This is a genomic window from Methylobacterium cerastii, from assembly GCF_022179125.1.
Taxonomy (GTDB): Bacteria; Pseudomonadota; Alphaproteobacteria; order Rhizobiales; family Beijerinckiaceae; genus Methylobacterium; species Methylobacterium cerastii.
Genome location: NZ_BPQG01000025.1, coordinates 16,436 through 40,674 on the forward strand (window position 1 = coordinate 16,436; position 24,239 = coordinate 40,674).

Here is a 24,239-nt window from a genome sequence, read left to right on the forward strand (position 1 = left end):
GCGCGATCGGGTCGATCACGAGCGCATCAGCCCGCGCTGGCCGAACAGGGGGGAGCGCCCGGCGGCGTGGTTGCGCCCGTCGTAGTACTTGGCGACGCTGGCGACCTCCTCGACGGAGCCGAAGACCAGCGGCACGCGCTCGTGGATGCCGGTGGCGGCGATGTCGAGGATGCGGCGCTCGCCGTCGGTGGCGCCGGCGCCGGCCTGCTCCATCAGCATGGCGATCGGGGCGGCCTCGTAGAGCAGGCGCAGGCGCCCCTGCGCGTAGCCCTTGCGGCCGTCGCCCGGGTACAGGAACACGCCGCCGCGCATCAGCACGCGCTGCGCGTCGGCCACCAGCGAGCCGAGCCAGCGCATGTTGTAGTCCTTGTCGTGCGGCCCTTCGGCGCCGCGCAGGCAATCCTCGACGAAGGCCTTGATCGGGCCGTCCCAGTGCCGGGCGTTCGAGGCGTTGATCGCGTATTCCTTGGCGGCCGCCGGCACTTCCAGCGCGGCATGCGTCAGCCGGAAGGCCCGCTGGTCACGGTCGAGCACGTAGACCTGCGTGCCGTGGCCGAGCGTCAGGATCAGGGCCGTCGCCGGGCCGTAGGTGACGAAGCCCGCCGCCGTCTGCGCCGTGCCGGGCGTGGTGAAGGAGGCGATCGGGTCGCCCTCTGCCGTCACCGCCGGGCGGATGCCGAAGATGGTGCCGACCGCCATGTTCACGCCGATGTTCGACGAGCCGTCGAGCGGGTCGATCGCGACCGCGAGCGGCGCCCCGGCGTTGAGGTGCATCACGCCCTCGGCCTCCTCGGAGGCGACCTCGGCGACCGGCGCGGCCTGCAGCGCCTCGGTGACGCGCTGGTGGGCGATCACGTCGAGCGCCTTCTGCACGTCGCCGTCGCTGTTGTGCTCGCCCGCCGCCGCGAGGTCGCCGCCGAGCGCCCCGCGCCCGATGACCTCGCTGATGTCGATCGACGCGGCCGCGATCGCGGCGATCACGGCGGCGGTGTCGGCCAAGTGCGGCTCCGCCGCGACGGCGGCGGCGAGGCATGCATCGAGCCGCGATCCGAGTGCCGGTGAACCTATCGACATCCGCTTGCCCCTCCGCCCAGAATCTCGTTGCGCCCGCCATCCGGAGCCGGCGCCCGCCGCACGCTTTACCCGCCGGACGGTCGGCAGGATACCGCACGGGCCCGGCCGTTCACCAGGGAGCGGTGCAGGGCGGGGCCAAGAAATCTAAAACTTCTTGCGGCCGATTACAAAAAAACTAAAAACAGCGCATGCGCAACCTGTCTCTCAAGCAACTTCAGGCGGTCGCCGCGGTGGCCAGGCTCGGCACCATGACGCGGGCCGCCCAAGAGCTCAACGTGACCTCGGCGGCTCTGTACGCCCGCATCCGACAATTGGAGGAGGAGGCGGGCCTGCTGCTGTTCGACCGGACGCCGACCGGCCTGAAGCCGACCGATGCGGGGCGCGAGATGCTCTGGGCGATCGACAGCATCAACACCGTGCTCGAGACCTGCGCCGACAAGCTCCGCATCCTCAAGGGCGGCGCCGGCGGCCGGGTGACGCTGGGCGTGGTCTCCACCGCCAAGTACTTCGCGCCGCAGGTGATCGCCGGATTCGTCAAGAGCCACACCGGCGTCGAGATCAACCTCTCGGTGCGCAACCGCGGCAACACGGTCGAGGCCCTGCGCAACTACGAGATCGACTTCGCGATCATGGGCCGGCCGCCGCGCGACTTCGCGATCGAGGCCGAGATCTTCGGGCCGCACCCGCTGGTGCTGATCGCCGACCCGAACCACCCGCTCGCCGGCCGCCGCGGGCTGACCAAGGCCGACATCGCCGAGGAGGCCTACCTCGTGCGCGAGGACGGCTCGGGCACCCGCACGGTGTTCGAGGAGTTCATGAACGGCATCATCATCAAGCGGGCGAAGCTCGGGATCGATTCCGGTTCGAACGAGACGATCAAGCAGGCGGTGATGGCCGGCCTCGGGATCGCGCTGCTCTCCGCCCACACGGTCGCCGCCGAAGTCGAGGCCGGCCGCCTCGTGCTCCTCGACGTGCAGGGCCTGCCGATCCGGCGCGACTGGTACGCGGTTCGCCGGGCCGACAAGGTCCTGGGGCCGGCCGCCGCCGCGTTCTGGGAGTACCTGATGCAGGACGGCGCCCGCTGGCTCCCGGGCGTCGACCTGCTCGGCGCGGGCGCGCTCGCCTCGGTCGGCGCCGGAGCTCGGGCGTGAGCGCCGGCCTCGTCGTCGTCGGGGGCGGGCAGGCGGGCTTCCAGGTCGCCGCGTCCCTGCGGGAGGCCGGGTTCGCCGACCCCGTCACGATCGTCGGCGACGAGCCGGGCCTGCCGTATCAGCGGCCGCCGCTGTCGAAGGCCTACCTCGCCGGCAAGGCCGACGCCGAGGGTCTGAGATTGCGGCCCGACGCCTACTTCGCCGAGCACCGCATCGCGGTCCGTTCGGGGACCCGCGCCGTCGCGATCGACCGGGAGGCGCGGACGCTGCGGCTCGGCGACGGAAGCGACCTCGCCTACGGCCACCTCGTCCTCGCCACCGGCGCGCGCAACCGCCCGCTGCCGGTGCCGGGCGCCGACCTGCCGGGCGTGCGCCAGCTGCGCGACCTCGCCGACGCGGACGCCCTGCGCGCCGCCCTCGAGACCGCGCGACGCGTCGTCGTGGTCGGCGCCGGCTTCATCGGCCTCGAATTCGCGGCCGTCGCCGCGACCCGCGGCCTCGACGTGACCCTGATCGAGGCAGCAGACCGGCCGATGGCGCGCGCGGTCTCGGGGGAAACCGGGGCGTTCTTCCGCGTTGCGCACGAAAACCTCGGCGTCCGCTTCGCCTTCGGCGCCGGCGTCGTCGCGATCACGGGGGAGGGGGGCCGCGCCGTCGCCATCCGCCTCTCGGACGGGCAGGAAATGCCGGCCGACCTCGTCGTGGTCGGCATTGGCGTGTTGCCGAACCAGGAGCTCGCCGCGGAGGCCGGCCTGTCGGTCGCCGACGGCATCCGCGTCGACGCCTTCCTCGGCACGGACGACCCCGCCATCTCGGCCGTCGGCGATTGCACCCGCCACCCGAGCGTCTTCGCCGCCGGTCTGTCCGCCGACGGCACCGTGCGGATCGAATCGGTGCAGAACGCGATCGACCAGGGCCGGTGCCTCGCCGCCCGCCTCACCGGGCGCCCCGCGGCCTACGCGGCGCTACCGTGGTTCTGGAGCGACCAGGGCCGCTTCAAGCTCCAGATCGCCGGCTTGTCCGGCCCGTCGGACCAGTCCGTCCGGCGCGGGGAGGGCGAGGCGTTCTCGGTCTTCCGCTACCGCGGCGAGCGCTTGGTCGCAGTCGAGTCGATCAACCGCGCGGGCGACCACATGATCGCCCGCCGCATCCTCGGCGCCGGCCGCACGCCGACCCCGGCTCAGGCCGCCGACCCGACGTTCGACCTCAAGCTTTTCGCGATGGCTTAAGACGCATCGACCCCGCGCGGTCGGGCCGGGCGAGGTCGAACGTTTTTTGGCTGATGCGGCGTGAGCCGCCAGGGACAGGTCTACCGTCGCAGGCGCGGCGTCTTCAGGAAATCAGGTCGAGCCGGGCCGCTTCGAGCCCGTTGCCGCGCACCGATTCCGGCAGCGCGAGGAAGTCGCGGTATCCGGCCTCGCGCGCCATCGCGTCGAGGGCGGTCGCCTCGTTCTCGGCCGAGCCGGTCCACAGGACGACGCCGTTCTTGGTCTGACGAATCTGGAAGATGCTCATGGCAGCCCCGCGGGTGTGGTGATGAAAGCTTAACGTGCTGAATGCGGCCCGGTTGCCGGTATTCCGCGGTCTATTTTCAAGCCTCCACTTCGCGCGTGGGCCGACCGGTCCGTGCCATCAAAACGCCGGGCTGCGCTGCGACACGACCGGCTCGGGCGTGCCCGCGCCTGCCAGCTGGACCACCTCCGTGATGCCATCCTTCGTTGCCGCCCTGCGTGTCGCCGGCCTCGCGGCGGTCCTGTGCGCGGGCGCCGCGCCCGCCGACGCGGTCGAGACCGCCGCCGTGCCCGAGGCGCAGGCCATCGCGCCGGCGATCAGCGTCGTGCCGGCCGAGACCCGCGAGATCGTCGAGCGCGCGGTGATCACCGGCACGCTGGTGCCCCGCGACGAGATTTTGGTCTCGCCCGAGATCGAGGGCTTCCGCATCATCCAGCTTCTGGTGGAGGAGGGCGACCGCGTCGCCGCCGGCCAAGTGCTCGCGCGGCTCTCGACCGAGATGATCGCGACGCAGGAGGCCTCGAACGTCGCGGCCATCGCCCGCGCCGAGGCCGCGATCGTCCAGGCGAAGAGCCAGATCGTCCAGGCGGAAGCCGCGCAGACCGAGGCGCGGCTGTCGCTGGAACGCGCCCAGACCCTGATCAAGACCGGGAACGGCACCGCCGCGATCCTTGAGCAGCGCGTCTCCGCCGCCCAGGGCGCCGACGGCCGGCTCGCCTCCGCCCGCGGTGGCTTGCAAGCCTCCGAGGCCGACCTCGCCACCGCGAAGGCCGCCGGGACCGAGATCGCGCTGAGGCGTGCCCGCACGGCGATCCGTGCACCCGAGGCCGGCATCGTCAACCGCCGCACCGCCCGCGTCGGCGGCACCGCGACCGCCGTCGGCGAGCCGCTGTTCCGCCTGATCGCCCGGGGTGAGATCGAGCTCGAAGGCGAGGTGCCGGAGACCTGGCTGCCGCGGATCATGGTCGGCGACCCCGCCCGCCTCGATCTGGAGGACGGACGCCAGATCGTCGGCAAGGTCCGCCGGGTCTACCCGGAGGTCGACCGGACGACGCGCCTCGGCAAGGTCCGCATCGCGCTCGGCGACGACCCGGCCCTGCGCATCGGCGCCTTCGGCCGCGGCACCGTCGAGGTCGCCCGCCGCACCGGCGTCGCGGTGCCGGTCTCAAGCCTGCTGTTCTCGGCCGACGGCAGCGCCGGCGTCCTCGTGGCGAAGGACGGGCGGGTCGAGGCCCGCAAGGTGATGCCCGGCCTGTCCGCCGCCGGCTTCTCGGAAATCCGCAGCGGCCTGTCCGCCGGGGAGGCCGTCGTCGCCCGCGCCGGAAGCTTCCTGCGCGACGGCGACCGGGTACGGGCCGTGCCGCCCGAGGCCGTGACGCCGCTCGCCGACGCGACGGCGCGGTAGGGCCGCCCCATGCGCCTCAACATCTCCGCCTGGTCGATCCGCAGGCCGCTGCCGTCGATCGTGCTGTTCCTCGTGCTGATGCTGCTCGGCTTCGTCAGCTTCCGCTCGCTGCCGATCACGCGCTTCCCGAACATCGACATCCCGATCGTCTCGGTGACGATCACCCAGTCGGGCGCCGCCCCGTCCGAGCTTCAGACCCAGGTCACGAAGTGGGTCGAGGATTCGGTGGCCGGCGTGAAGGGCGTCAAGCACATCCTCTCGACCATCACCGAGGGCTCGTCGGTCACCACCATCGAGTTCCGGCTCGAGGTGAACACCGACCGCGCGGTCAACGACGTCAAGGATGCCGTCTCGAAGGTCCGCCTCAACCTGCCGCGGACCATCGACGAGCCGATCATCAACCGCGTCGAGATCGCCGGCCTGCCGATCATGGTCTACGGCGCCTCGGCGCCGGCGATGACGCCCGAGGACCTGTCGTGGTTCGTGGACGACGTGGTCGCCCGGTCGATCCAGGGCGTCCGCGGCGTCGGCGGCGTCGAACGCCTCGGCGGCGTCGCCCGCGAGGTCCGCGTGACGCTGAAGCCCGACCGGCTGCTGGCGCTCGGCATCACCGCGGCCGACGTGAACCGGCAATTGCGCCTGACCTCGGCCGACATGGCGGGCGGGCGCGGCGAGATCGGCGGGCAGGAGCAGTCGATCCGTACGCTGGCGGCGTCGGCCACCCTCGACACCCTCGGCGCCACGTCGATCGTCGTCACCGGCAACCGCAAGGTGCGCCTCGACGAGCTCGCGACGCTGACCGACACCGCCGAGGAGCCGCGCACCTTCGCCCGCTTCAACGGCGAGCCGGTGGTCGCCTTCGCGATCTCGCGCTCGGCGGGCGCGAGCGACGCCGACGTCTCGGTCGGCGTCGCCGACCGGATCGCGGCCCTGCATGCCGCCAACCCGGGCGTGCGCTTCGACCTGATCGACACCTCCGTCACCAACACCGTCGGCAACTACCATTCGGCGATGCTGGGGCTGCTCGAAGGCTCGGCGCTCGCGGTCATCGTCGTGCTGCTGTTCCTGAAGGATTGGCGCGCGACGCTGATCGCGGCGGTGGCGCTGCCGCTCTCCGTGCTGCCGACCTTCTGGGTGATGAGCACGCTGGGCTTCTCGCTCAACGCCGTGAGCCTTCTGGCGATCACGCTGGTCACCGGCATCCTGGTCGACGACGCCATCGTCGAGATCGAGAACATCGTCCGCCACATGCGGATGGGGAAGTCGCCCTACCGCGCGGCCTTGGAGGCCGCCGACGAGATCGGGCTTGCCGTCATCGCCATCACCGCGACGATCATCGCGATCTTCGCCCCCGTCTCGTTCATGGGCGGCATCGCCGGGCAGTACTTCAAGCAGTTCGGCCTCACGATCGCGGCGGCCGTGTTCATGTCGCTGCTGGTCGCGCGTCTGATCACCCCGCTGCTCGCCGCCTACTTCCTGCGCGACCACGGGCCGGAGGACACGCGCGAAGGCGTCGTCATGCGCGGCTACACCCGCTTGGTGGCGTGGTCGGTCCGGCACAAGTTCGTCACCCTCGTGGCGGGGCTGGCGTGCTTCGCCGCCTCGATCATGTCGACCGGCCTGCTGCCCTCCGGCTTCCTGCCGGCCGAGGACGCCGCCCGCACCCTGTTCGTGGTCGAGCTGCCGCCCGGCGCCCGGCTCGCCGAGACGACGCGGGTGACCGACGCCCTCGTGGACAAGATCCGCACGCTGCCCGAGGTGCGCAGCGTGTTCGTGGATGGCGGCCGGCAGCTGCCGGGCAAGAAGGAGGTCCGGCTCGCCTCGCTGACCATCAACCTGACGCCGAAGAACACCCGCCACCGCACGCAGAAGGAGGTCGACGTCGCCGTCGGCGCCATCCTGCGGCAGCAGCCCGACATCCGGTTCTGGGCGTTGCGCGAGGGCGGCCAGCGCGACCTCGCGCTGATCATCGCCGGGCCGGACAAGGCGGTGGTCGCCGACGTGTCCCAGCGCCTCCAGCGCGAGGCGGCCGGTGTGCCCCACCTCGTCAACGTGATCTCGACCGCGCCGCTCGACCGCACCGAGATCCGCATCCGCCCCAAGGCCGGGGTCGCCGCCGACCTCGGCGTCTCGACCGACCTCATCGCCGAGACGGTGCGCGTCGGCACCATCGGCGACATCGGCGCCAACCTCGCCAAGTTCAACGCCCGGGACCGGCAGGTGCCGATCCGGGTGCAGCTGCCCGACCGCCTGCGCGGCGACCTCGCCCAGCTCGAGACCCTCAAGGTCCCGGTCAAGGGCGGCGCCGCTGTGCCGCTCTCGACGGTGGCCGACCTCTCCCTCGGCCAGGGTCCGACGGCGATCGACCGCTACGACCGGGCGATCCGCGTGGCGTTGGAGGGCGACATGCAGGGCTCCGACGCGCTGGGCTCCCTGATCGACCAGGTCATGCAGCTGCCCACCGCCAAGAGCCTGCCGCCCGGCGTGACCATCAGCCAGACCGGCGACGCCGAGGTGATGGGCGAGGTGTTCTCCGGCTTCGCCCTGGCCATGGGCGCCGGGCTGATGATGGTGTTCGGCGTGCTGATCCTGCTGTTCGGCTCGTTCCTGCAGCCGATGACGATCCTGTTCTCGTTGCCGCTCTCGATCGGCGGCGCGATCCTCGGGCTGCTGGTGTTCCACAAGCCGATCTCGATGCCCGTCGTCATCGGCATCCTGATGCTGATGGGCGTGGTGACGAAGAACGCGATCATGCTCGTCGACTTCGCCGTCGAGGAGATGAGCCGCGGCGTCGACCGCGCCACCGCGATCATCGATGCGGGCCGCAAGCGCGCCCGGCCGATCGTGATGACCACCATCGCCATGGCCGCCGGCATGGTGCCCTCGGCGATGGCTTTGGGCATCGGCGGCGAGTTCCGCGCTCCGATGGCGATCGCGGTGATCGGCGGCCTCATCGTCTCCACCGGCCTCTCGCTGGTCTTCGTGCCGGCGATCTTCGTGCTGATGGACGACCTCTCCCGCCTGATCGTGCGCCTGTTCGCGCGCTTCGTCGGCGAGCGCGACGACCCGGAAGACGCAGGGCTCACATCCCCGGCGAGACCCGCCAACGACGGGCGGACCTACCCGTCGCCGCCGCGGGTGGCGGCGGAGTAGGCGAGGGGCCGCAGGCGCGCCTCCCCGGCAGAGACCCTGATGCTCACTCGGCCGGCGCCACCGTCGCCGCCTGGCCGTTGGCGTCCAGCGCTTTCGCCACGAAGCCGTCGGCCTTCATCGCCTCGACGAACCGGCGCAGGTAGGCCGCCCCCGCGTCCCGGCCCTTCGGCACGCCCATCGCCTGAGCGATCTCCATGAAGCGGCCCGGCAGCATGCGCACTTGGGGATGCGCGGCGGCGTAGGCCTCCAGCGGCTGGCGGACGTTGGCCGCCACCTCGAGCCCGGATTCGGCGAAGAGGGCGATCGCAGCCGGCGAGGTGCGCGCGCGCACGAGGGTGGCGTGGCGGATGGTGCGGCTCAAGTACAGGTCGTAGGCGCTGCCCCGGCCGACCGCGATGCGCACGCCGTCCCGGTCGACTGCATCCAGCGCGCGGATCGGCGAGGCGGCGGGTACGAGGTAGCCGCCCTCGATCACGAGGTAGGGCGCGGTGAAGACGATACCCTCGGCGCGCTTCGGGTCGCGTGCGAGGAAGCAGACGTCCCAGGCGCCGCTCGCCGCCGCCTCCGAGACCGCGCCGGCGCTGTCGTAGGGCACGAGGACCAGCGGCACGCCGATCCGCTCCGAAAGAGCGCGCGCGAGGTCGACCGAGACGCCGGACAGCGCGCCGTCCGCCCCCTTGCGCGCCAGCACCGCGTTGCCGAGGTTGATCGCCGCCCGGAGCGTGCCTGTCGGCGCAAGATCCCGGGCGAGATCCCGGGCGATCGCGGCATCCTCGGCCTGCGCCGCCGGGGCGAGGAAGGCGGCGAGGACGAACATGGCCCAGACGATCCGCATGTAACCCCCCGATCCCGGCGTTTCTGAAGGATACCGCGTCTCGCCCGTCCCCGTCATATCCGTCGTTCCCGGGCCGTCATGCGGCAAGCGCGCACAAAGGCACTGCCCTCGTCCGCCCGCATCCCTACATAGGATGGGAAGCAGGATCGGGTGCCAGCGCATCGATCGCCCTTACGCGGCGCGCGTCCCATCGGGCGTCGCGCCCACGACAAGCCAGGAGCAGGCCGCATGACCGAGACAGCAGGCTCGCCAAAGAAGGGCCGCAAGCCGGCCCAGCCGAGCGCTCACCCCGAGGCGCCGACGCTGCCCCCGCGCGAGGCGGCGATGGAGGCGCTGATGCGGCTCGCGGCCGAGCAGCCCTGGAACGACATCGAGGTCGGCGACATCGCCCGCGAGGCCGGTCTGAGCCTCGCGGAGCTGCGCGACCTGTTCCCCTCGAAGGGCGCCGTCCTCGGCGGTCTCGCCCGGATCATCGACCGCAAGGTTCTGGAGGACGACGGCTCGGACCTCGCCGAGGAGCCGACGCGCGAGCGCCTGTTCGACGTGCTGATGCGCCGCCTCGACGCGATGACGCCGTACAAGCCGGCGCTGCGGCGCATCGCCTACGCCCTCCGCGGCGATCCGCTTTCAATGCTGGCGCTGAACGGCGTGGCGCTGAACTCGCACCGCTACATGCTGGCGGCGGCCGGGATCGACACGGAAGGCCCCCTCGGCCGGCTCAAGCTCCAAGGCGTGGTGATCGCCTTCGCCCGCGTCACCGAGACCTGGCTCGACGACGACGACCCGGCGCTGGCCCGGACGATGGCCCGCCTCGACAAGGAGATCCGCAGCGGCGAACGCTTCATGGAGCGCGCCGAGGACGCCCGCCGCCTCGCCGCCCCGTTCCGTGCCCTCGGACGCTCCCTGCTCGACCGCCGATCGAACCGCACGCGGGTACCGGACGCGGAGGATGCCGAGCCGGCAGCACAAATCTGAGATGCCGGCTCCCGGCGCAGCGGACCACGACCCGACCGGCGCCCCGCCGGAACGGGCCGTGGGGGTATCGGACCGACGAGTGCCCGCGATGCGGAATCCCGATTGACGCCACCGACGCCACCCCCTAAACGAGCCTTCGTCGGCGCCGAGCGCCCGACGAGCCCAGGTGGCGGAATTGGTAGACGCGCTGGTTTCAGGTACCAGTCTTGCAAGAGGTGAAGGTTCGAGTCCTTTCCTGGGCACCAACTGACGATTTTAGCCCGCCAAGTCATTGGCGGGCTTTGTTGTTTCTGGCGGTGCGGGATTGCTCGGCCTGCGGTGTGGGATTGCCCCGAGCCATGCGCGCCCGGTTCGCCGTCCGCGTGTAGGTCGCGCTTTCGCGGCTGCCGTCGGCCCAACCGCAAAGGACGTTCAGCTGCGCCTCGGTGGCCCCGGCTTCGGCCGCCCGCCTGGCTCCGGCCTTTCGCAGACCGTGTGGTTGATCCGGGACACGTGGCGGCGCGGTCCGCCTTGCCCAACCACGTCCCGAACGATTCCTTGGTGAAGGGCTTGCCGCGCTCGGTCGCGATGAACGTCTCGGCTCCGACCGGCGAGGCGGCGATCGACGTGGCGAGCGGTGCGAGGATGGGGGCGATCACGACCATGCCGGTCTTCTCGGTCCGGATGGTGAACTCGCCATTCGGACAACGGACCTGAGTGGATCGCCAATGCCGTTCAGGACTGGATCGGGGAGGTGGGATCGACGACCGCCTACATCGAGCCGGGCAGTCCGTGGGAGAACGGGTACTGCGAGAGCTTCAACGCGAAGCTGCGGGATGAACTTCTCAACGGCGAGGTGTTCTAAACTCTCAAGGAAGCCGGCGTCGTCATCGGGCAATGGCGGAGGCACGATAACACCCTCCGGCCGCACGCGTCGCTCGACGACCAGCCACCTGCACCGGAGGTCGTCATCTGGCCCACCGAACCGAGCGGATCAGTGCCGTCCGCTCACCCCACCATCGTCACGAGACCGACGACGCACTCACTTCGAACCTGGCCCACCGAATGGGGGGGCCAAGCCAAGAATTCGTTCCGCAAAGCGTGATTTCAGGCAATCGTTACTCAGGCCGAGGTGAGCGCCGATATCAACCGAATCGCCGGCGACAATGCGAGCGCGGAGGCCTTCATAGCAAACACCGCCTCATCGGCAGCATATTATTTTCGAATGGCAGTATGGAAATGGCGCGCCCGAAAGGATTCGAACCTCTGACCCCCAGATTCGTAGTCTGGTGCTCTATCCAGCTGAGCTACGGGCGCCCTGCGGACCGGGTGGCGGTGAAGGCCTGTTCCGGTCGCGAGGGGGTGTCTAGAGGCTCGTTCCGCGCTTGGCAAGTGGGTAAGCGGGGCGATCGTCTCCCGCGGTGCGATCGACTTGGTGCGGCGCACAGCGAGGAAGGGGCGACGCGTTCCGGGAGGGGATCGGGTATCGCGTCCGAAGGCTCGCGCGCCGACCGGGCCTCGGGGTCTCGCCTTTTGGCGAGGGCGTGCGCGTGGTATCCGGCGCGCCCTATGGATCGGGCTCAGGCGCCCCGGCTCTTGCCAGGCGGTCGCGGCCGGGTTTGTGCGAAGCGGATGAGGGTCGAATGATTGCGGCGGCCGAGATCGAGGGCACCCTTGCGGGATGGCGCTTCAGCGTCGCGCCGATGATGGACTGGACCGATCGCCATTGCCGGGCGTTCCATCGCGTGCTGTCGGCGCGGGCGCGGCTTTATACCGAGATGGTCACCACCGGCGCGGTCATCCACGGGCCGCGGGCGCGCCTGCTCGGCTTTTCCGACGTCGAGCATCCGGTGGCGGTGCAACTCGGCGGCTCCGAGCCGGGCGACCTCGCCGAGGCGGCGCGGATCGCCGAAGGCTACGGCTACGACGAGATCAACCTCAACGTCGGCTGCCCGTCGGACCGGGTGCAGAACGGCCGCTTCGGCGCCTGCCTGATGCTGGAGCCCGAGCATGTCGGTGATTGCGTCGCGGCGTTGAAGGCGGCGGTGCGCGTGCCGGTGACGGTCAAGTGCCGGATCGGCGTGGACGAGCAGGACCCGGAAGCCGCGCTGGACGCGCTCGCCGACGCGCTGGTCGCGGCCGGCGTCGACGGCTTGATCGTCCATGCGCGCAAGGCCTGGCTCAAGGGCCTGTCGCCCAAGGAGAACCGCGACGTGCCACCGCTCGACTACGACCGGGTGGTGCGGCTCAAGCGGGCGCGTCCCGCCCTGCCCATCGCGGTGAACGGCGGTATCGCCACCGTGGCGGAGGCGAAGGCGCACCTTTCGATCCTCGACGGGGTCATGGTCGGGCGCGCGGCCTACGGCGAGCCCGCTGGGCTGATCGCCGTCGATCCCGAGCTGTTCGGCACGCCGGCGCCGGTCGCGGACGCGTTCGAGGCGGTCGAGGCCTACGCCCCCTATGTCGCGGCGACACTCGCTGGCGGCGAACGGCTCCACGCCATCACCCGGCACATGCTCGGCCTCTTCAACGGGCGGCCGGGCGCGCGGGCGTACCGGCGCCATCTCTCCACCGCCGGCGTCGAGGCGACAGCCGACCTCGCGACCCTGCGTGCCGCGGTGGCGATGGTCTCGCGCGAGATGCCGGAGCGGGACGCCGCCTGATCGGCCTCCGCGGCGGCGTCAGCGCCCGCGCAGGATCAGCCGGTCGCCGCGGACCTCGTAGCCGGCGAGTCGCGTCAGGAAGCTCTGGCCGAGGAGGTTGCCATCGAGGGCGCCCGGCCTGGCGACGAGCGCCGGCACGCGCCGTTCCGTGATCGGGCCGACGGCGAGGGACTCGAGGGTGGCCGGTGCGGCGTAGGCGACGCCGTTCGCCGTGGAGACGCGGGTGGTGAAGGCGCCGGGTTCCGGGCGGATGCCGAGGGCGTCGGCGCTCTCCGCGGTCAGCACCACAGCGCTGGCGCCGGTGTCGAAGGCGAAGCTCTGGTTCTGCCCGTTGACGCGCGCGTCGACGCCGAAGACGCCGTGCGACCGGCGGGTGATCGTCACGGTGCCGCCGGGGCCGATCGCCGGGGTGCCCGGGCGCAGGGCGCCCATGACGCCGGCTTGGATCTCCTGCAGCGGCTCGCGGTAGACGTAGCCGACGACGCAGGCGAGACCGAGGCCGCACCAGAGCAGCAGCGCCTGCAGGTTCTTGCCCGGCGCGGCGGCGAACTGGCGCCAGAACCCGGCGACCACCAGCGCGAGGATGCCGGCGCCCCAGGCGAGGCCGGCGAGCTGATCGGGCTCGATCGCCCCCGCGATCCGGCCGCCGTCGGTGGCCACGAGCACGGCGACCACGAGGCCGATCGCGACCAGCGCGAGGATCGTCATGCGGGCGCCTGCGTGGGCGCGAGCCCGGCTTCCACGAGACGCGTCGGCAGCCCGGCCATGATCGCGCGGCGGCGCGGCTCGGACAGGGAGCCCCACAGGCCGATCTCGTCGCGCGTCCGGCCGCACCCGATGCAGAGGCCGCTCGGCCCATCGAGGACGCAGACCTTGGTGCACGGGCTCGAGGCTTTGGCGGATGGCGTTGTCACAGGCGCGTTCATCCCGCGTCCATGCCCGTTTCGAGGGCCGGCGATCAAGCTCAGACCGTGGCGAGCAGCGCCAGCAGCGCGGCGATCTCGGCGACTTGCTGGCAGGCGCCGACCACGTCGCCGGTCTGTCCGCCGATCTTGCGCTGGGCGACCCAGGTGAGGGCGAGCGACGCGAGCGGCGCCAACACCACCATCGCGAGGATGCCGGCCAAGGGCAGGCCGAGCGGGACGGCGAGCAGCGCCAGGGCGAGGCCGAGCGCGACGGCGGTGCCCGCGGTCGCGCGGGTCGGGCGGCCGACCGCGGCCGACAGACCCGAGGGCCGGGCGGGCGACAGCAGCACCATCGGCGCGAGGGCTGCGACCCGCGAGAGGATCGCGGCCAGCGCGAGCCCGGTGGCGGCGGCGGTGCCGGTCCGGTCGAGCAGCGTGGCGAGGGCGCCGATCCGCAGCGCCAACGACAGCATCAACGCGACGCCGCCATAGGCGCCGATGCGGCTGTCCTTCATGATCTCCAAGCTGCGCTCCGGCGTCGCGCCGCCGCCGAACCCGTCGGCGACGTCGGCCAGGCCGTCCTCGTGCAGGGCGCCGGTGAGCATCACCGCGACCGCGACGGCGAGCGTCGCCGCGACGAAGGGTCCGAGGTCGATCCACCAGCCGGCGAGCAGCACCAAAGCCGGCGGCAGCGCCAGGATCAGCCCGGCCAGCGGCAGCATCCGCGGGATCGTCCGGAAGTCGGGGACCGCATGCGGATCGGGCTCGCCCGGGAAGGGCGGCAGCGGCAGGCGCGAGTAGAAGCGCAGGCACGCCGCCAGATCGTGCAGGAGGTCGCGGCCGGGCCAGTCGGCCTCGCCGCGGAACGGTTCGCCCAGCATCACGCCGCCTTCGCTCGCAATGGCCTTGGCGCGCGCAGCCTTCACCCGCGCGCCCGGTCCCACTATAGCTCGCCGGACCGGCGCGCCCGCCCACCCGCGGACGGCCCGCCCACAACAATCCTTCGGACCCGATGACCGACCCGAGCCCGTTCGCGGATATCCGCCGCCTGATCGAGACGATGCCCGGCCCCGACTGGGAGGCCACCGGCGCGATCGCCGCGCGCGAGGCGCGCCTCACGAAGCCCGCCGGAGCGCTGGGGCGGATGGAGCAGCTCGTCGCCTGGCTCGGCGCCTGGCAGGGCAAACCGATGCCGACGCTGGACCGGCCGCTGGTCTGCGTCTTCGCTGGCAGCCACGGGGTGACGAAGCGCGGCGTCTCGGCCTTTCCCGATGCGGTGAACCGCCAGATGCTCGAGAACTTCGCCGCGGGCGGCGGGGCGATCAACCAGATCTGCGCCGCCTACGGCCTCGGCTTCAAGGTGTTCGACCTCGCCATCGACCTGCCCACCGGCGACATCACCGAGGCTTCCGCCCTCGACGAGAAGGCCACCGTCGCGACCATGGCCTTCGGCATGGAGGCAGTCGCCGCCGGCACCGATTGCGTCGGCATCGGCGAGATGGGCATCGGCAACACCACGATCGCGGCCGCGCTCTACGCCGCCCTGTTCGGTGGCGAGCCCGCGCATTGGGTCGGGCGCGGCACCGGCCTGGACGATGCCGGCGTCGTGCGGAAGGTGGCCGCGGTGGAGGCGGCGCTCGCCCACCATGCCGGGCATCTCGACGATCCGCTCGAGATCCTGCGGCGGCTCGGCGGCCGCGAGGTCGCGGCGATGGCCGGCGCGATCCTCGCCGCGCGGCTGCAGCGCGTGCCGGTGGTGCTCGACGGCTACGTCGCCACCGCCGCCGCCGCGGTGCTGCACGCGCTCGACCCGCGCGCGCTCGACCATTGCCTCGCCGGCCACGTTTCGGCCGAAGGCGCCCACGCCGAGGTGCTGGACCGGCTCGGGCTGGTGCCGCTGCTGGCGCTGGGTATGCGGCTCGGCGAAGGCTCGGGCGCCGGCATGGCGATGGGCCTGCTCAAGGGCGCGCTCGCCTGCCATCGCGACATGGCGACGTTCGAGCAGGCCGGCGTGTCGGACAAGGGCCATTCGGGTTCGGGGGAGTAGGGCCATGAAGATCACCCAGGCCTTCACCTTCGAGGCGGCCCACCGCCTGCCGAACGTCCCCGAGACCCATCGCTGCCACCGGATGCACGGGCATTCCTATCGCGTCGAGCTGACGGTCTCCGGCCCGGTCGACCCGCGCACCGGCTGGGTGGTGGACTTCTTCGACATGGAGGCGATCTTCGCGCCGGTGCTGCTCCAGCTCGACCATTATTGCCTCAACGAGGTCGCGGGGCTCGAGAACCCGACCGCCGAGAACATCGCGGCGTGGATCTGGCAGCGCACGAAGGAGGGCCTGCCGGGGCTCTCCGCGGTGAAGGTGTTCGAGACGCCGATGTCCTGGGCGGAGTATGCGGGTGACTGACGACCGCGCGCTGGTGCTGTTCTCGGGCGGGCAGGATTCCGCGACCTGCCTCGCCTGGGCGCTCGACCGCTACGCCCACGTCGAGACGCTGGGCTTCGATTACGGCCAGCGCCACCGGATCGAACTCGACGGGCGCGCGACGCTGCGCTACGGCCTCGTGCGCATCCGCCCGGACTGGGCCGAACGGCTCGGCGAAGACCACACCCTGGCGCTGGACGCCCTGGGCCAGGTCTCGGAGACGGCGCTGACCCGCGAGACGGCGATCGGGTTCGAGGCCGGCGGGTTGCCGAACACCTTCGTGCCCGGCCGCAACCTCGTCTTCCTCACCTTCGCCGCCGCGCTCGCCTACCGCCGGGGCCTGCGCCACGTCGTCGGCGGCATGTGCGAGACCGACTATTCCGGCTACCCGGATTGCCGCGACGACACCATCAAGGCGCTGCAGGTGGCGCTGAACCTCGGCATGGAGCGGCGCTTCGTGCTGCACACCCCGTTGATGTGGCTCGACAAGGCCGAGACCTGGCGCATGGCCGAGCGCCTGGGCGGGCGGGCGCTGGTCGACCTCATCGTCGAGGACAGCCACACCTGCTACCTCGGCGAGCGCGGAGCGCGCCACGCCTGGGGCTACGGCTGCGGCACCTGCCCGGCCTGCGCGCTGCGGGCCTCGGGCTATGCGCGGTTCGTGGCCGACGCGCCCTGATCACACGGACTGGACGATGACGCCGTACCAGCCGAGGCCTTCGTAGGTCTCGTAGCCGGGGGTGCGGTGGAAGGCCGTCACGGACGCGCCGTGCGCGACGCCGCTGGCGCCGCCCTTCGGATCGAACGCCAGGGTCTCGGTGAGGACGCCGCGCTCGTCGGAGGCGGCGAGCACCCGGCGGTCCGCGTCCACCAGCAGCACCCGCGTGCGGGCGCGATCCTGCGGCGAGACCCGGATGCCGGCCACGATCGCGCGCGCCTGCGGCTCCCAGTCGAAATGGATCGCCAGCACGCCGATTGGGGCGCCGTCGGCCCGGCCGCCGTCGCGGATGCTCGCGCAGTAGGTCGCCACCTGCGCGCCGCCGAGGCGCGGCTCGCGGCGCACGTTGCCGGCGAGGTAGGCGTCGCCGTCGGGCAGGGCGAGGGCCTTGCGGAACCACGGCTCGTTCGCGACGCTGGCGCCGCGGGCGTCGGGATAGCGGTCCGGCCTCCCGACGGCGAGGATGCGGCCGTGCCGGTTGCACACCCAGAGGTCGAGGTAGACCGTGTAGGCCGAGAGGATCACGCCGAGGCGCTGCCCGGCATGCGCCGCCGCGGCCGGGTCGGGCTCGGCGACGCAGGCGACCACGGCGGCGTCCGTCGCCCACCAGCGCACGTCGCAGGTGCGTTCGTAGAGGTTGCGGTCGGTCAGCTCGATCGCGTTCAGCGCGAGGTCGACCATGCGCTCACCCCGCGCCTGGACGGCCATCGCCCCGACGGTGCGACCGAGCTCGTCGATATGCCCCGAAAGCTGCGTCTCCAATTCGCGGGCGAGGGCCTCGATCTCGGCGCCGATCCCGCGGACCTCCTGCGCCACCACGGAGAACCCCCTGCCGTGCTCCCCGGCGTGGGCGGCCTCGATCAGCGCGTTCAGCGCCAAAATCTTGGCCTGCGCGGTGATCTGGTGGATGCGGCCGATCTTCTCGTGCGCGACCCGGCCGACGCCTGCGGTCAGCGCCGAAATCGTCGCGAGCGTCGGAGCCGACGCGGCGGGCTCGGTTCGCTGTGGGCCGACGATCTTCGAGGCGGCAACGGACATCGGGTTCGGCTCACATCGGACGACGTGATTTTATGCCTATCCTTGCATGGTAAAGAAGACTTGAATCTGCGGGGCGTCTCGGCCGTCATGGCCGGCGACGGGCACGGTATGGCCGGCTCCGCGCCGACTTCGTCGAGCGCGCGATCGGCATTCGCGTCAGCGCAGGCGCTCGGTGAGCGCCGTCAGCGTTCCGGCAAAAGCGTCCGGCCCGCCGAGCAGGCGTTCCAGCAGAAGAGCCCCTTCGAGCGTCGCCACCACCAGCCGGGCGTGAGTCGCGGGATCGAGGTCGGGGCGGATGCTTCCGTCCGCCGCGCCGTCGCGAAACACCTGCTCCAGCCAGGACACGTGGCGGGCGAAGAACGCGACGACGTCGGCGCGCAGGCGTTCGGGCAGCGCGTCCCCCTCGGTGGCCAGCGCCGCGCACAGGCAGCCGAGGCCCTGCTCGACGCCGCCGAGGTAGAGCCGCCCGTAGGCCGCGATCCGGTCGATCCCGGCCGGGTGCGCGCTCAGGATCTCGGCCAACGCCGCGTCGTAGCGCTCGCCGTAGGCCGCCACCAGCGCCGCGCCGAGGTCGTCCTTGGTGCGGAAGTGATGGTGGATGCTGGCCTTGCGGATGCCGACCGCCTCGGCGAGGTCGGCGTAGCTGAAGCCCGACCAGCCGCGCCCGCGCACCAGCGTCTCGGCCTGGATCAGCAACTCGGTGCGGGTGTCTCGCATCGTGGGGTCGAACGCCGTGTCGAAAGCGCGCCGCCGGCCGGCGCCTCCCGCCGTCTTGCCACTTGACGACCGAGAAATCTACCTACTAGATGGTTGGAAGAATAATTCAGGGAGACCGGCATGCCGGGAACGGTCCAGCGCCACGCCGAAGCGAGCCGCGAAGGGTGCGCCCGATGAAGGCCGTGCTGTCGCGCCGCGCCGCCTTGTTCGGCGGGTTCTGCCTGTGCTGCCTGCCGAAGCCGGGGTTCTCCGCCGACTCCTTCGCGATGGAGGAGGTCGGCCCCGGCATCTTCATGCGCCGCGGGCCGAACGCCGACGCGACGCCCGAGAACGACGACGCCATCGCCAACATCGGCTTCGTCGTCGGCAGGGACGGCGTGCTCGTCACCGAATCCGGCGGCAGCCTCGCCGACGGGCAATGGCTTCGCGCCGAGATCGTGAAGCGCACGTCGAAGCCGATCCGGCACGTGGTCATCACGCACGTCCACCCCGACCATTGCTTCGGCGCCGCCGCCTTCATGGCCGACAAGCCCAACGTCATCGGCCATGCGCGCCTGCGCGAAGCCCTCGACGCGCGGGGCGACTACTATCGCCAGCGCCTGGTCGACATCCTCGGCGCCGACAAGGCTGGCAGCGTCGTCTACCCGACGCAGGAGGTGAAGGACGGCGCCGAGGTCGACCTCGGCGACCGCAAACTGCGCTTCACCGCGCATGCGACCGCGCACACCTCGTGCGACCTCTCGATGGTCGACAGCGCCAGCGGCCTGCTGTTCACCGGCGACCTTCTCTCGGTCGGGCGCATCCCGTCGCTCGACGGCAACCTCAACGGCTGGCTGAAGGAGGTCGAGGGCCTGCGGGCCTCGGGCGCGACCCGCGCCGTCCCCGGCCACGGCCCGGTCTCCGTCGATCTGGCGCCCGGCCTCGACGCGCTGTCCCGCTACCTGACCACGCTGCGCGACGAGACCCGCAAGGCCATCGCCGCCGACGTGTCGATCGAGAAGGCGGTCCGGACCGTCGCGCAATCCGAGCGCGGACAGTGGGACCTGTTCGACAGCTACAACGGCCGCAACGTCACCGAGGCCTACAAGGAGCTCGAGTGGGAATGAGGCTCGAGCCGATTTATCTTTCATCCGACCGGAGGAACGCCATGAAGCCCGCCCTTTCTTTGATCCTGAGCCTCGGCCTGTCGGTCGCCATCCTCGCCGGCCCCGCCGTCCGTGGGCCGGTCCTGGCGGCCGGCGCCTCGGACACCGACGCCGAGCGCACGGCGCGCTGGCAGGAGATCGCCAAGTCGGTGTTCGGCGACCGCAAGATCCAGCCGACCGATACGCTGATCCAGATCGACGCGCCGAACCGCGCGATGGACGCGGCGCTGGTGCCGATCACCCTGACCATGCCCGAGAAGGACAAGATCAAGGCGGTGCACTTCGTCATCGACGACAACCCGTCGCCCTATGCCGCGCACTTCACCTTCGGCCCGGCCGGCGACCCGAGCGAGTTGAAGCTCCGGGTGCGCGTCAACAACTACACCAACGTCCACGCCGTCGCCGAGACGAAGGACGGCGGCCTCTACGAGGCGGTGAAGTTCGTGAAGGCCTCCGGGGGCTGCTCGGCCCCGATGGGCATGAGCGACGAGGAGGCGATGAAGGGCATGGGCGACATGCGGATGAAGTTCTCGGGCGAGGCGCAGGCCGGCAAGCCGATCGAGGCGACGCTGATGATCCGCCACCCGAACTTCTCGGGCATGCAGATGAACCAGGTGACCCGCGACTACACGCCGGCACGCTACATCAACAAGCTCGTCGTCACCGCCGGCGACAAGGTGGTCTTCACCATGGACGGGGACATCTCGATCGCCTCGAACCCGGTGATCAACTTCGGTCTGGTGCCGGAGCCGGGCAAGCCGATCAAGGTCGCGGCCTCCGACAGCCAGGGCGGCAGCTGGGAGCACAGCTTCAACGCGCCGAGCCCGAGCAACTGATGCGCGCGGGCCGGGACCATCGCCTGATCCGCCTCGCCACGGTGTTTCTGGCCGCGGGATTCCTCGCGGCCGCGCCGGCCGACTCGCCGGTGGACGTGCCGGAGCCGGCGGGCCTGCACGAGGGCGTGCAGCAGGGCTACACCCCCAAGACCTTGAGCGGTGCCGTCGTGGTCGACATCGCCGGACTCGACGCGCTCATGGCGAAGGCGCCGGTGCTGATCGACGTCGCGCTCGCCGACCGCAAGCCGGCGAACTTCCCGGCCGACCGGCCCTGGCTGCCGGCCCACCGCTCCGTGCCCGGTGCCGTCTGGATGCCGAACGCGGGCGCGGCACCGCTCGCGGCCGAACGCGAGGCGTTGTTCCTGAAGCGGGTCGCGGCGCTGACCGGCGGCGACAAGGGGAAGCCCATCGTCACCTTCTGCCATCCCGATTGCTGGGGCAGCTGGAACGCCGGCAAGCGCCTGGTCCAGCAGGGCTACACCGCCGTGCACTGGTTCCCCGACGGCATCGAGGGCTGGCAGGACAAGCACGACACCGCTGTGATCCGGCAGGATGCGGAATGGGCGGCCGACCCTGCGGCAGGGGAGCGGTCGTCCGCCCGCTGAACCGCGGAGATCACGACGCGGCGCCGATTCGATGGAGCCCGATCGTTCTGACGCATCCCCGTAACGGTCGGCTCGGCAGGCGCGCATCCCCTTTCCCCGCACGCGGCGAGAGGGCTTTGTCGACCGTGTCGTCGACAAAGCGAGGCGGCAGCCGAAGGTGAGGGGGACTCGACGCAAGAGCCCCATCCGGCACCTCCCCCTCACCGCCGCTTCGGCTTCGCCTCTCGCTTCCCGGCTGCACGACGAGGTGCAGCCGGGCCTCTCCCCGCGGGCGGGGAGAGGGGACCCCCCCCCGCTTCATCCGCCGCGATGTGTGAACGCGTGAGCCGGTCGAAGAGCACCGCGAGCGGGATTCCTGTCGCGCGGCAGCCTATATGAGGGACGTGCAGGCGTTCCCGATCTGCATCGCGTTCCGGACCGTTCCCGACGGCCGCGCCAAGACAAACGGAGTTCGAGGCCATGTCGCAGGTCGTGCAATCGCGGCGCGTGATGGCGGTGGATCTCGCCAAGCGGAAGGCCGAAGGGCGCAAGATCATCGCGCTCACCGCCTACCATGCCCACACCGCCAGCATCCTCGATCCGTATTGCGACTTCATCCTGGTCGGCGACTCGCTCGGCATGGTGATGCACGGCATGGAATCGACCCTGCCGGTCACCCTGGAGATGATGATCCTCCAGGCTCAGGCGGTGATCCGCGGCACCTCCCAGGCCCTCGTGGTCGTCGACATGCCGTTCGGGTCCTACGAGGCCTCGCGCGAGCAGGCCTTCCTGAACGCCGCGCGTGTGCTGAAGGAGACCGGCGCCGGCGCGATCAAGATGGAGGGCGGCGCGCGATTCGCCGACACCGTCGCGTTCCTGACCCAGCGCGGCATCCCCGTGATGGGCCATATCGGCCTGACGCCGCAATCGGTGAACACCATGGGCGGCTTTCGCGTGCAGGGCCGTGGGCCGGACGGCGAGCGCATTCTGATGGAGGATGCCCGCGCGATCAGCGAGGCCGGCGCGTTCGCGATCGTGCTGGAGGGCATCGTCGAGCCCGTGGCCAACGCCATCGCGCTGTCGCCGACGGTGACCGCCCCGACGATCGGCATCGGCGCGTCCGCGGCCTGCGACGGCCAGATCCTGGTGCTCGAGGACATGCTCGGTTTGAGCGACAAGGCGCCGAAGTTCGTGAAGAGCTTCGGCTCGCTGCGCGCCCACATCGAGGAGGCGGTGCGCACCTACGCCGACGAAGTCCGCTCCGGACGCTTTCCCGCCGCAGACCACACCTATGCTGCGCGCTGAGGGCGTCGTTCACGCTGTCGATGACTTTAATCCTCGGTAGCGCCTACCGAGCGATCGATAGGCCCTGTTCGTGCGTTACTCTCCGGATCAATCGGAGACGGCATGGACGCGCGCTGCATCACCCTGAACAACGAGGCCGTTCGCATCGGATCGGAGCGGCTGCTCAGCCATCTCCGGCGCGAGGGGCTCAACTACGACCTGTGGGTCACGGGCTCGGATTCCGGAAGCACGGTGCACCTGCGGGTCGACCAACTCACCGACAGCCTCGACAGCCGCATCCGCGCCGTGCTGGTCGGAACGGCCACCACCCTCGACCTCGCGACCCGTCCGGGGGCTTGAGGCGCCGCCGCATCGATTGACGCGATCCGGCCGATCCCCGACAAGGCGGCCGCCCGACGGCACGACCGCCCGTCGCGGTGTCCCCCGCCGCGCCGCCCTGGCCGATGCTGTTCAACTCCTTCGTCTTCCTCCTCGTCTTCCTCCCTGCGGCGCTCGCTCTGCACGCCCTCGTCGAGCGTCGTCGGCCGGGCTGGCGGCTGCCGCTGCTCGTGCTGCTGTCGTTCGTGTTCTACGGCTGGTGGGACGTGCGGTTCGTGCCGCTGCTGCTCGGCTCGATCCTGGCGAACTGGCTCGTCGCCCGCGCCTTCGTCCGGGCGCCGGTCCGTTGGCTGATCCCGGCGGCGATCGCCGCCAACCTCGCCGTGCTGGCGCTGTTCAAGTACCTCGACTTCTTCGCCGACCTCGCCAGCCTGGTTCCAGGCGTCGAGGCACCGCGGCTCGGCTGGGTGCTGCCACTGGGGATCTCGTTCTTCACCTTCCACCACATCATGTACCTGACCGACCTGCGGGCCGGCCGCGCGCCCGCCTTCGGGCTGACCAAGTACGCGCTCTACATCGCCTTCTTCCCGCAGGTTCTCGCCGGCCCGCTTGTGCGCTGGAGCGAGATCATGCACCAGTTCGACGAGCGCCCCTACGCGCGCCCGGACGCGGCGGAGCGGATCGGGCGCGGCCTGATGCTGCTCGTCGTCGGCCTGTCGAAGAAGGTGTTCTTCGGCGATCCGCTCGCCGGCTACGTCAACCCGGTGTTCCAGGCCGCCGCCGCTGGCAAGGCGGTGACGATGGCGGAGGCTTGGCAGGCGACCCTGGGGTTCACCTTCCAGATCTACTTCGACTTCTCCGGCTACACCGACATGGCGCTCGGCATCGCGCTGCTGTTCGGGCTGGTGCTGCCGCAGAACTTCGACGTGCCGTACCGGTCGGCGTCGCTGCGCGAGTTCTGGCGGCGCTGGCACATGACCCTGTCGCGGTTCCTGCGCGACTACCTCTACATCCCGCTCGGCGGCAACCGCCGCGGCCTCGCGATCCAGGTCGGCGCCCTGTTCGCCACGATGACGCTGGGCGGCCTCTGGCACGGGGCCGGGCTGACCTTCGTCGCCTGGGGGGCGCTGCACGGGGCCGGCCTCGGCGCGGGCATCCTTTTCCGCCGGGCGAGCCTGCGGATGCCGGGCGTGGTCGGTTGGACGCTGACCTTCCTCTTCGTCGCGCTGACCTGGGTGCTGTTCCGCGCCACCAGCTTCGAGGCGGCGCTGATCGTGTTCAAGGGCCTGTTCGGCCTCGGCCCCGCCGGCACCGGCTTCAAGTGGCGGACGATCGCGGTGGCGGCCGCCGTGGCGACGGTCGGGCCGAGCGCCTGGGCGGCGGTCCACCGCCTGCCGCCGAGCCGGCTGATCGCCGCCGCCTTCGCGCTGCTCTTCGTCGTCGTGCTGCTGAAGATCGGCGACGACGGCAACTACGACTTCATCTACTTCCAGTTCTGAG

The 24,239-nt window shown here is 71.3% G+C and carries 24 protein-coding genes, 2 tRNA genes and 1 pseudogene; 18 read left to right on the forward strand and 9 right to left on the reverse strand.

What is annotated here, in order from left to right:
• Window positions 1–15: 15 nt before the first annotated feature.
• Entirely contained in the window at window positions 16–1,074 is a 1,059-nt protein-coding gene (locus tag MFF13_RS08615) for a class 1 fructose-bisphosphatase (protein ID WP_147828521.1), read from the reverse strand.
• 188 nt (window positions 1,075–1,262) lie between these two features.
• On the opposite strand from MFF13_RS08615, the gene MFF13_RS08620 reads away from it, so the two are divergent.
• Together MFF13_RS08620 and MFF13_RS08625 are read left to right on the forward strand one after the other, a co-directional pair.
• On the forward strand, window positions 1,263–2,225 hold the full coding sequence (locus tag MFF13_RS08620; RefSeq protein ID WP_147761967.1) for a LysR family transcriptional regulator: 963 nt from the start codon (window positions 1,263–1,265) through the stop codon (window positions 2,223–2,225).
• Window positions 2,222–3,454, forward strand: a complete 1,233-nt coding sequence (locus MFF13_RS08625; protein WP_147828522.1) for an NAD(P)/FAD-dependent oxidoreductase — start codon at window positions 2,222–2,224, stop codon at window positions 3,452–3,454. Before MFF13_RS08620 ends, MFF13_RS08625 begins: the two co-directional genes overlap by 4 nt.
• A gap of 103 nt (window positions 3,455–3,557) precedes the next feature.
• Here MFF13_RS08625 and MFF13_RS08630 read toward each other — a convergent pair whose 3' ends face one another.
• Complete coding sequence (locus tag MFF13_RS08630) at window positions 3,558–3,740, reverse strand: hypothetical protein (RefSeq protein ID WP_147828523.1); 183 nt, start codon at window positions 3,738–3,740, stop codon at window positions 3,558–3,560.
• A gap of 190 nt (window positions 3,741–3,930) precedes the next feature.
• Here MFF13_RS08630 and MFF13_RS08635 point away from each other — a divergent pair, with 190 nt between their 5' ends.
• Together MFF13_RS08635 and MFF13_RS08640 are read left to right on the forward strand one after the other, a co-directional pair.
• Window positions 3,931–5,142, forward strand: a complete 1,212-nt coding sequence (locus tag MFF13_RS08635) for an efflux RND transporter periplasmic adaptor subunit (protein WP_147828524.1) — start codon at window positions 3,931–3,933, stop codon at window positions 5,140–5,142.
• 9 nt (window positions 5,143–5,151) lie between these two features.
• The gene (locus MFF13_RS08640) at window positions 5,152–8,295 is read left to right on the forward strand and encodes an efflux RND transporter permease subunit (RefSeq protein WP_147828525.1); all 3,144 of its coding nucleotides are present in this window, start codon (window positions 5,152–5,154) and stop codon (window positions 8,293–8,295) included.
• A gap of 43 nt (window positions 8,296–8,338) precedes the next feature.
• Here MFF13_RS08640 and MFF13_RS08645 read toward each other — a convergent pair whose 3' ends face one another.
• Window positions 8,339–9,130 carry an ABC transporter substrate-binding protein gene (locus tag MFF13_RS08645; RefSeq protein ID WP_238271885.1) on the reverse strand — a complete coding sequence of 264 codons (792 nt, stop codon included), beginning with the start codon at window positions 9,128–9,130 and terminating at the stop codon, window positions 8,339–8,341.
• Window positions 9,131–9,358: 228 nt separating this feature from the next.
• Here MFF13_RS08645 and MFF13_RS08650 point away from each other — a divergent pair, with 228 nt between their 5' ends.
• The 4 genes and pseudogenes from MFF13_RS08650 to MFF13_RS08665 all read left to right on the forward strand — a co-directional run.
• Window positions 9,359–10,105 (forward strand): TetR/AcrR family transcriptional regulator, encoded by a 747-nt coding sequence (locus MFF13_RS08650; RefSeq protein WP_187273605.1) that lies wholly within the window; start codon window positions 9,359–9,361, stop codon window positions 10,103–10,105.
• Window positions 10,106–10,265: 160 nt separating this feature from the next.
• A tRNA-Leu gene (locus tag MFF13_RS08655) sits at window positions 10,266–10,350 on the forward strand.
• 295 nt (window positions 10,351–10,645) lie between these two features.
• Window positions 10,646–10,801 carry a hypothetical protein gene (locus MFF13_RS08660; RefSeq protein ID WP_210250985.1) on the forward strand — a complete coding sequence of 52 codons (156 nt, stop codon included), beginning with the start codon at window positions 10,646–10,648 and terminating at the stop codon, window positions 10,799–10,801.
• Window positions 10,785–11,126, forward strand: a pseudogene (locus MFF13_RS08665) (integrase core domain-containing protein); the annotation flags it as partial. The gene MFF13_RS08660 and the pseudogene MFF13_RS08665, both read left to right, overlap by 17 nt.
• A 198-nt stretch (window positions 11,127–11,324) precedes the next feature.
• On the opposite strand, the gene MFF13_RS08670 reads toward MFF13_RS08665, so the two are convergent.
• Window positions 11,325–11,401 (reverse strand) — tRNA-Arg (locus MFF13_RS08670).
• A gap of 326 nt (window positions 11,402–11,727) precedes the next feature.
• Here MFF13_RS08670 and dusA point away from each other — a divergent pair.
• On the forward strand, window positions 11,728–12,747 hold the full coding sequence (gene dusA, locus MFF13_RS08675; RefSeq protein ID WP_283205816.1) for a tRNA dihydrouridine(20/20a) synthase DusA: 1,020 nt from the start codon (window positions 11,728–11,730) through the stop codon (window positions 12,745–12,747).
• A gap of 18 nt (window positions 12,748–12,765) precedes the next feature.
• Here dusA and MFF13_RS08680 read toward each other — a convergent pair whose 3' ends face one another.
• Genes MFF13_RS08680 through cobS form a run of 3 tightly spaced genes read right to left on the reverse strand, consistent with a single transcriptional unit; the run spans window position 12,766 to window position 14,533 of the window.
• Complete coding sequence (locus MFF13_RS08680; RefSeq protein ID WP_238271895.1) at window positions 12,766–13,455, reverse strand: retropepsin-like aspartic protease family protein; 690 nt, start codon at window positions 13,453–13,455, stop codon at window positions 12,766–12,768.
• Window positions 13,452–13,661 carry a DUF1289 domain-containing protein gene (locus tag MFF13_RS08685; protein ID WP_238271897.1) on the reverse strand — a complete coding sequence of 70 codons (210 nt, stop codon included), beginning with the start codon at window positions 13,659–13,661 and terminating at the stop codon, window positions 13,452–13,454. The genes MFF13_RS08680 and MFF13_RS08685 overlap by 4 nt, the downstream gene beginning before the upstream one ends.
• A gap of 50 nt (window positions 13,662–13,711) precedes the next feature.
• On the reverse strand, window positions 13,712–14,533 hold the full coding sequence (gene cobS / locus MFF13_RS08690; protein WP_147832367.1) for an adenosylcobinamide-GDP ribazoletransferase: 822 nt from the start codon (window positions 14,531–14,533) through the stop codon (window positions 13,712–13,714).
• Between the two features lie 131 nt (window positions 14,534–14,664).
• Between cobS and cobT the strand changes: the two genes are divergently transcribed.
• From cobT to queC, 3 genes are read left to right on the forward strand one after another with little or no spacing between them, the layout of a single operon-like run.
• Window positions 14,665–15,699, forward strand: a complete 1,035-nt coding sequence (gene cobT / locus MFF13_RS08695; RefSeq protein ID WP_238271906.1) for a nicotinate-nucleotide--dimethylbenzimidazole phosphoribosyltransferase — start codon at window positions 14,665–14,667, stop codon at window positions 15,697–15,699.
• Between the two features lie 4 nt (window positions 15,700–15,703).
• On the forward strand, window positions 15,704–16,060 hold the full coding sequence (queD, locus tag MFF13_RS08700) for a 6-carboxytetrahydropterin synthase QueD (RefSeq protein ID WP_147831656.1): 357 nt from the start codon (window positions 15,704–15,706) through the stop codon (window positions 16,058–16,060).
• Window positions 16,053–16,757, forward strand: a complete 705-nt coding sequence (queC, locus tag MFF13_RS08705) for a 7-cyano-7-deazaguanine synthase QueC (RefSeq protein ID WP_238271915.1) — start codon at window positions 16,053–16,055, stop codon at window positions 16,755–16,757. Before queD ends, queC begins: the two co-directional genes overlap by 8 nt.
• Here queC and MFF13_RS08710 read toward each other — a convergent pair whose 3' ends face one another.
• Window positions 16,758–17,834: a methyl-accepting chemotaxis protein gene (locus MFF13_RS08710; RefSeq protein WP_147831660.1), complete on the reverse strand. Its 1,077-nt coding sequence runs from the start codon at window positions 17,832–17,834 to the stop codon at window positions 16,758–16,760.
• 156 nt (window positions 17,835–17,990) lie between these two features.
• Complete coding sequence (locus MFF13_RS08715; protein WP_147752677.1) at window positions 17,991–18,551, reverse strand: TetR/AcrR family transcriptional regulator; 561 nt, start codon at window positions 18,549–18,551, stop codon at window positions 17,991–17,993.
• Between the two features lie 173 nt (window positions 18,552–18,724).
• Here MFF13_RS08715 and MFF13_RS08720 point away from each other — a divergent pair, with 173 nt between their 5' ends.
• The 6 genes from MFF13_RS08720 to MFF13_RS08745 all read left to right on the forward strand — a co-directional run bounded on the left by MFF13_RS08720 (window position 18,725) and on the right by MFF13_RS08745 (window position 24,238).
• Window positions 18,725–19,657, forward strand: a complete 933-nt coding sequence (locus tag MFF13_RS08720) for a quinoprotein relay system zinc metallohydrolase 2 (RefSeq protein WP_147831674.1) — start codon at window positions 18,725–18,727, stop codon at window positions 19,655–19,657.
• Between the two features lie 41 nt (window positions 19,658–19,698).
• Window positions 19,699–20,532: a quinoprotein dehydrogenase-associated SoxYZ-like carrier gene (locus MFF13_RS08725; protein WP_147764530.1), complete on the forward strand. Its 834-nt coding sequence runs from the start codon at window positions 19,699–19,701 to the stop codon at window positions 20,530–20,532.
• A complete protein-coding gene (locus tag MFF13_RS08730; RefSeq protein ID WP_147831662.1) occupies window positions 20,532–21,137 on the forward strand; it encodes a rhodanese-like domain-containing protein in 606 nt (201 codons plus the stop codon). The genes MFF13_RS08725 and MFF13_RS08730 overlap by 1 nt, the downstream gene beginning before the upstream one ends.
• A gap of 459 nt (window positions 21,138–21,596) precedes the next feature.
• Complete coding sequence (gene panB / locus MFF13_RS08735; protein ID WP_147764533.1) at window positions 21,597–22,421, forward strand: 3-methyl-2-oxobutanoate hydroxymethyltransferase; 825 nt, start codon at window positions 21,597–21,599, stop codon at window positions 22,419–22,421.
• 102 nt (window positions 22,422–22,523) lie between these two features.
• Entirely contained in the window at window positions 22,524–22,760 is a 237-nt protein-coding gene (locus tag MFF13_RS08740; protein WP_147764534.1) for a hypothetical protein, read from the forward strand.
• Window positions 22,761–22,864: 104 nt separating this feature from the next.
• On the forward strand, window positions 22,865–24,238 hold the full coding sequence (locus MFF13_RS08745) for an MBOAT family O-acyltransferase (RefSeq protein WP_147831676.1): 1,374 nt from the start codon (window positions 22,865–22,867) through the stop codon (window positions 24,236–24,238).
• The last annotated feature ends 1 nt before the right edge of the window (window position 24,239 follow it).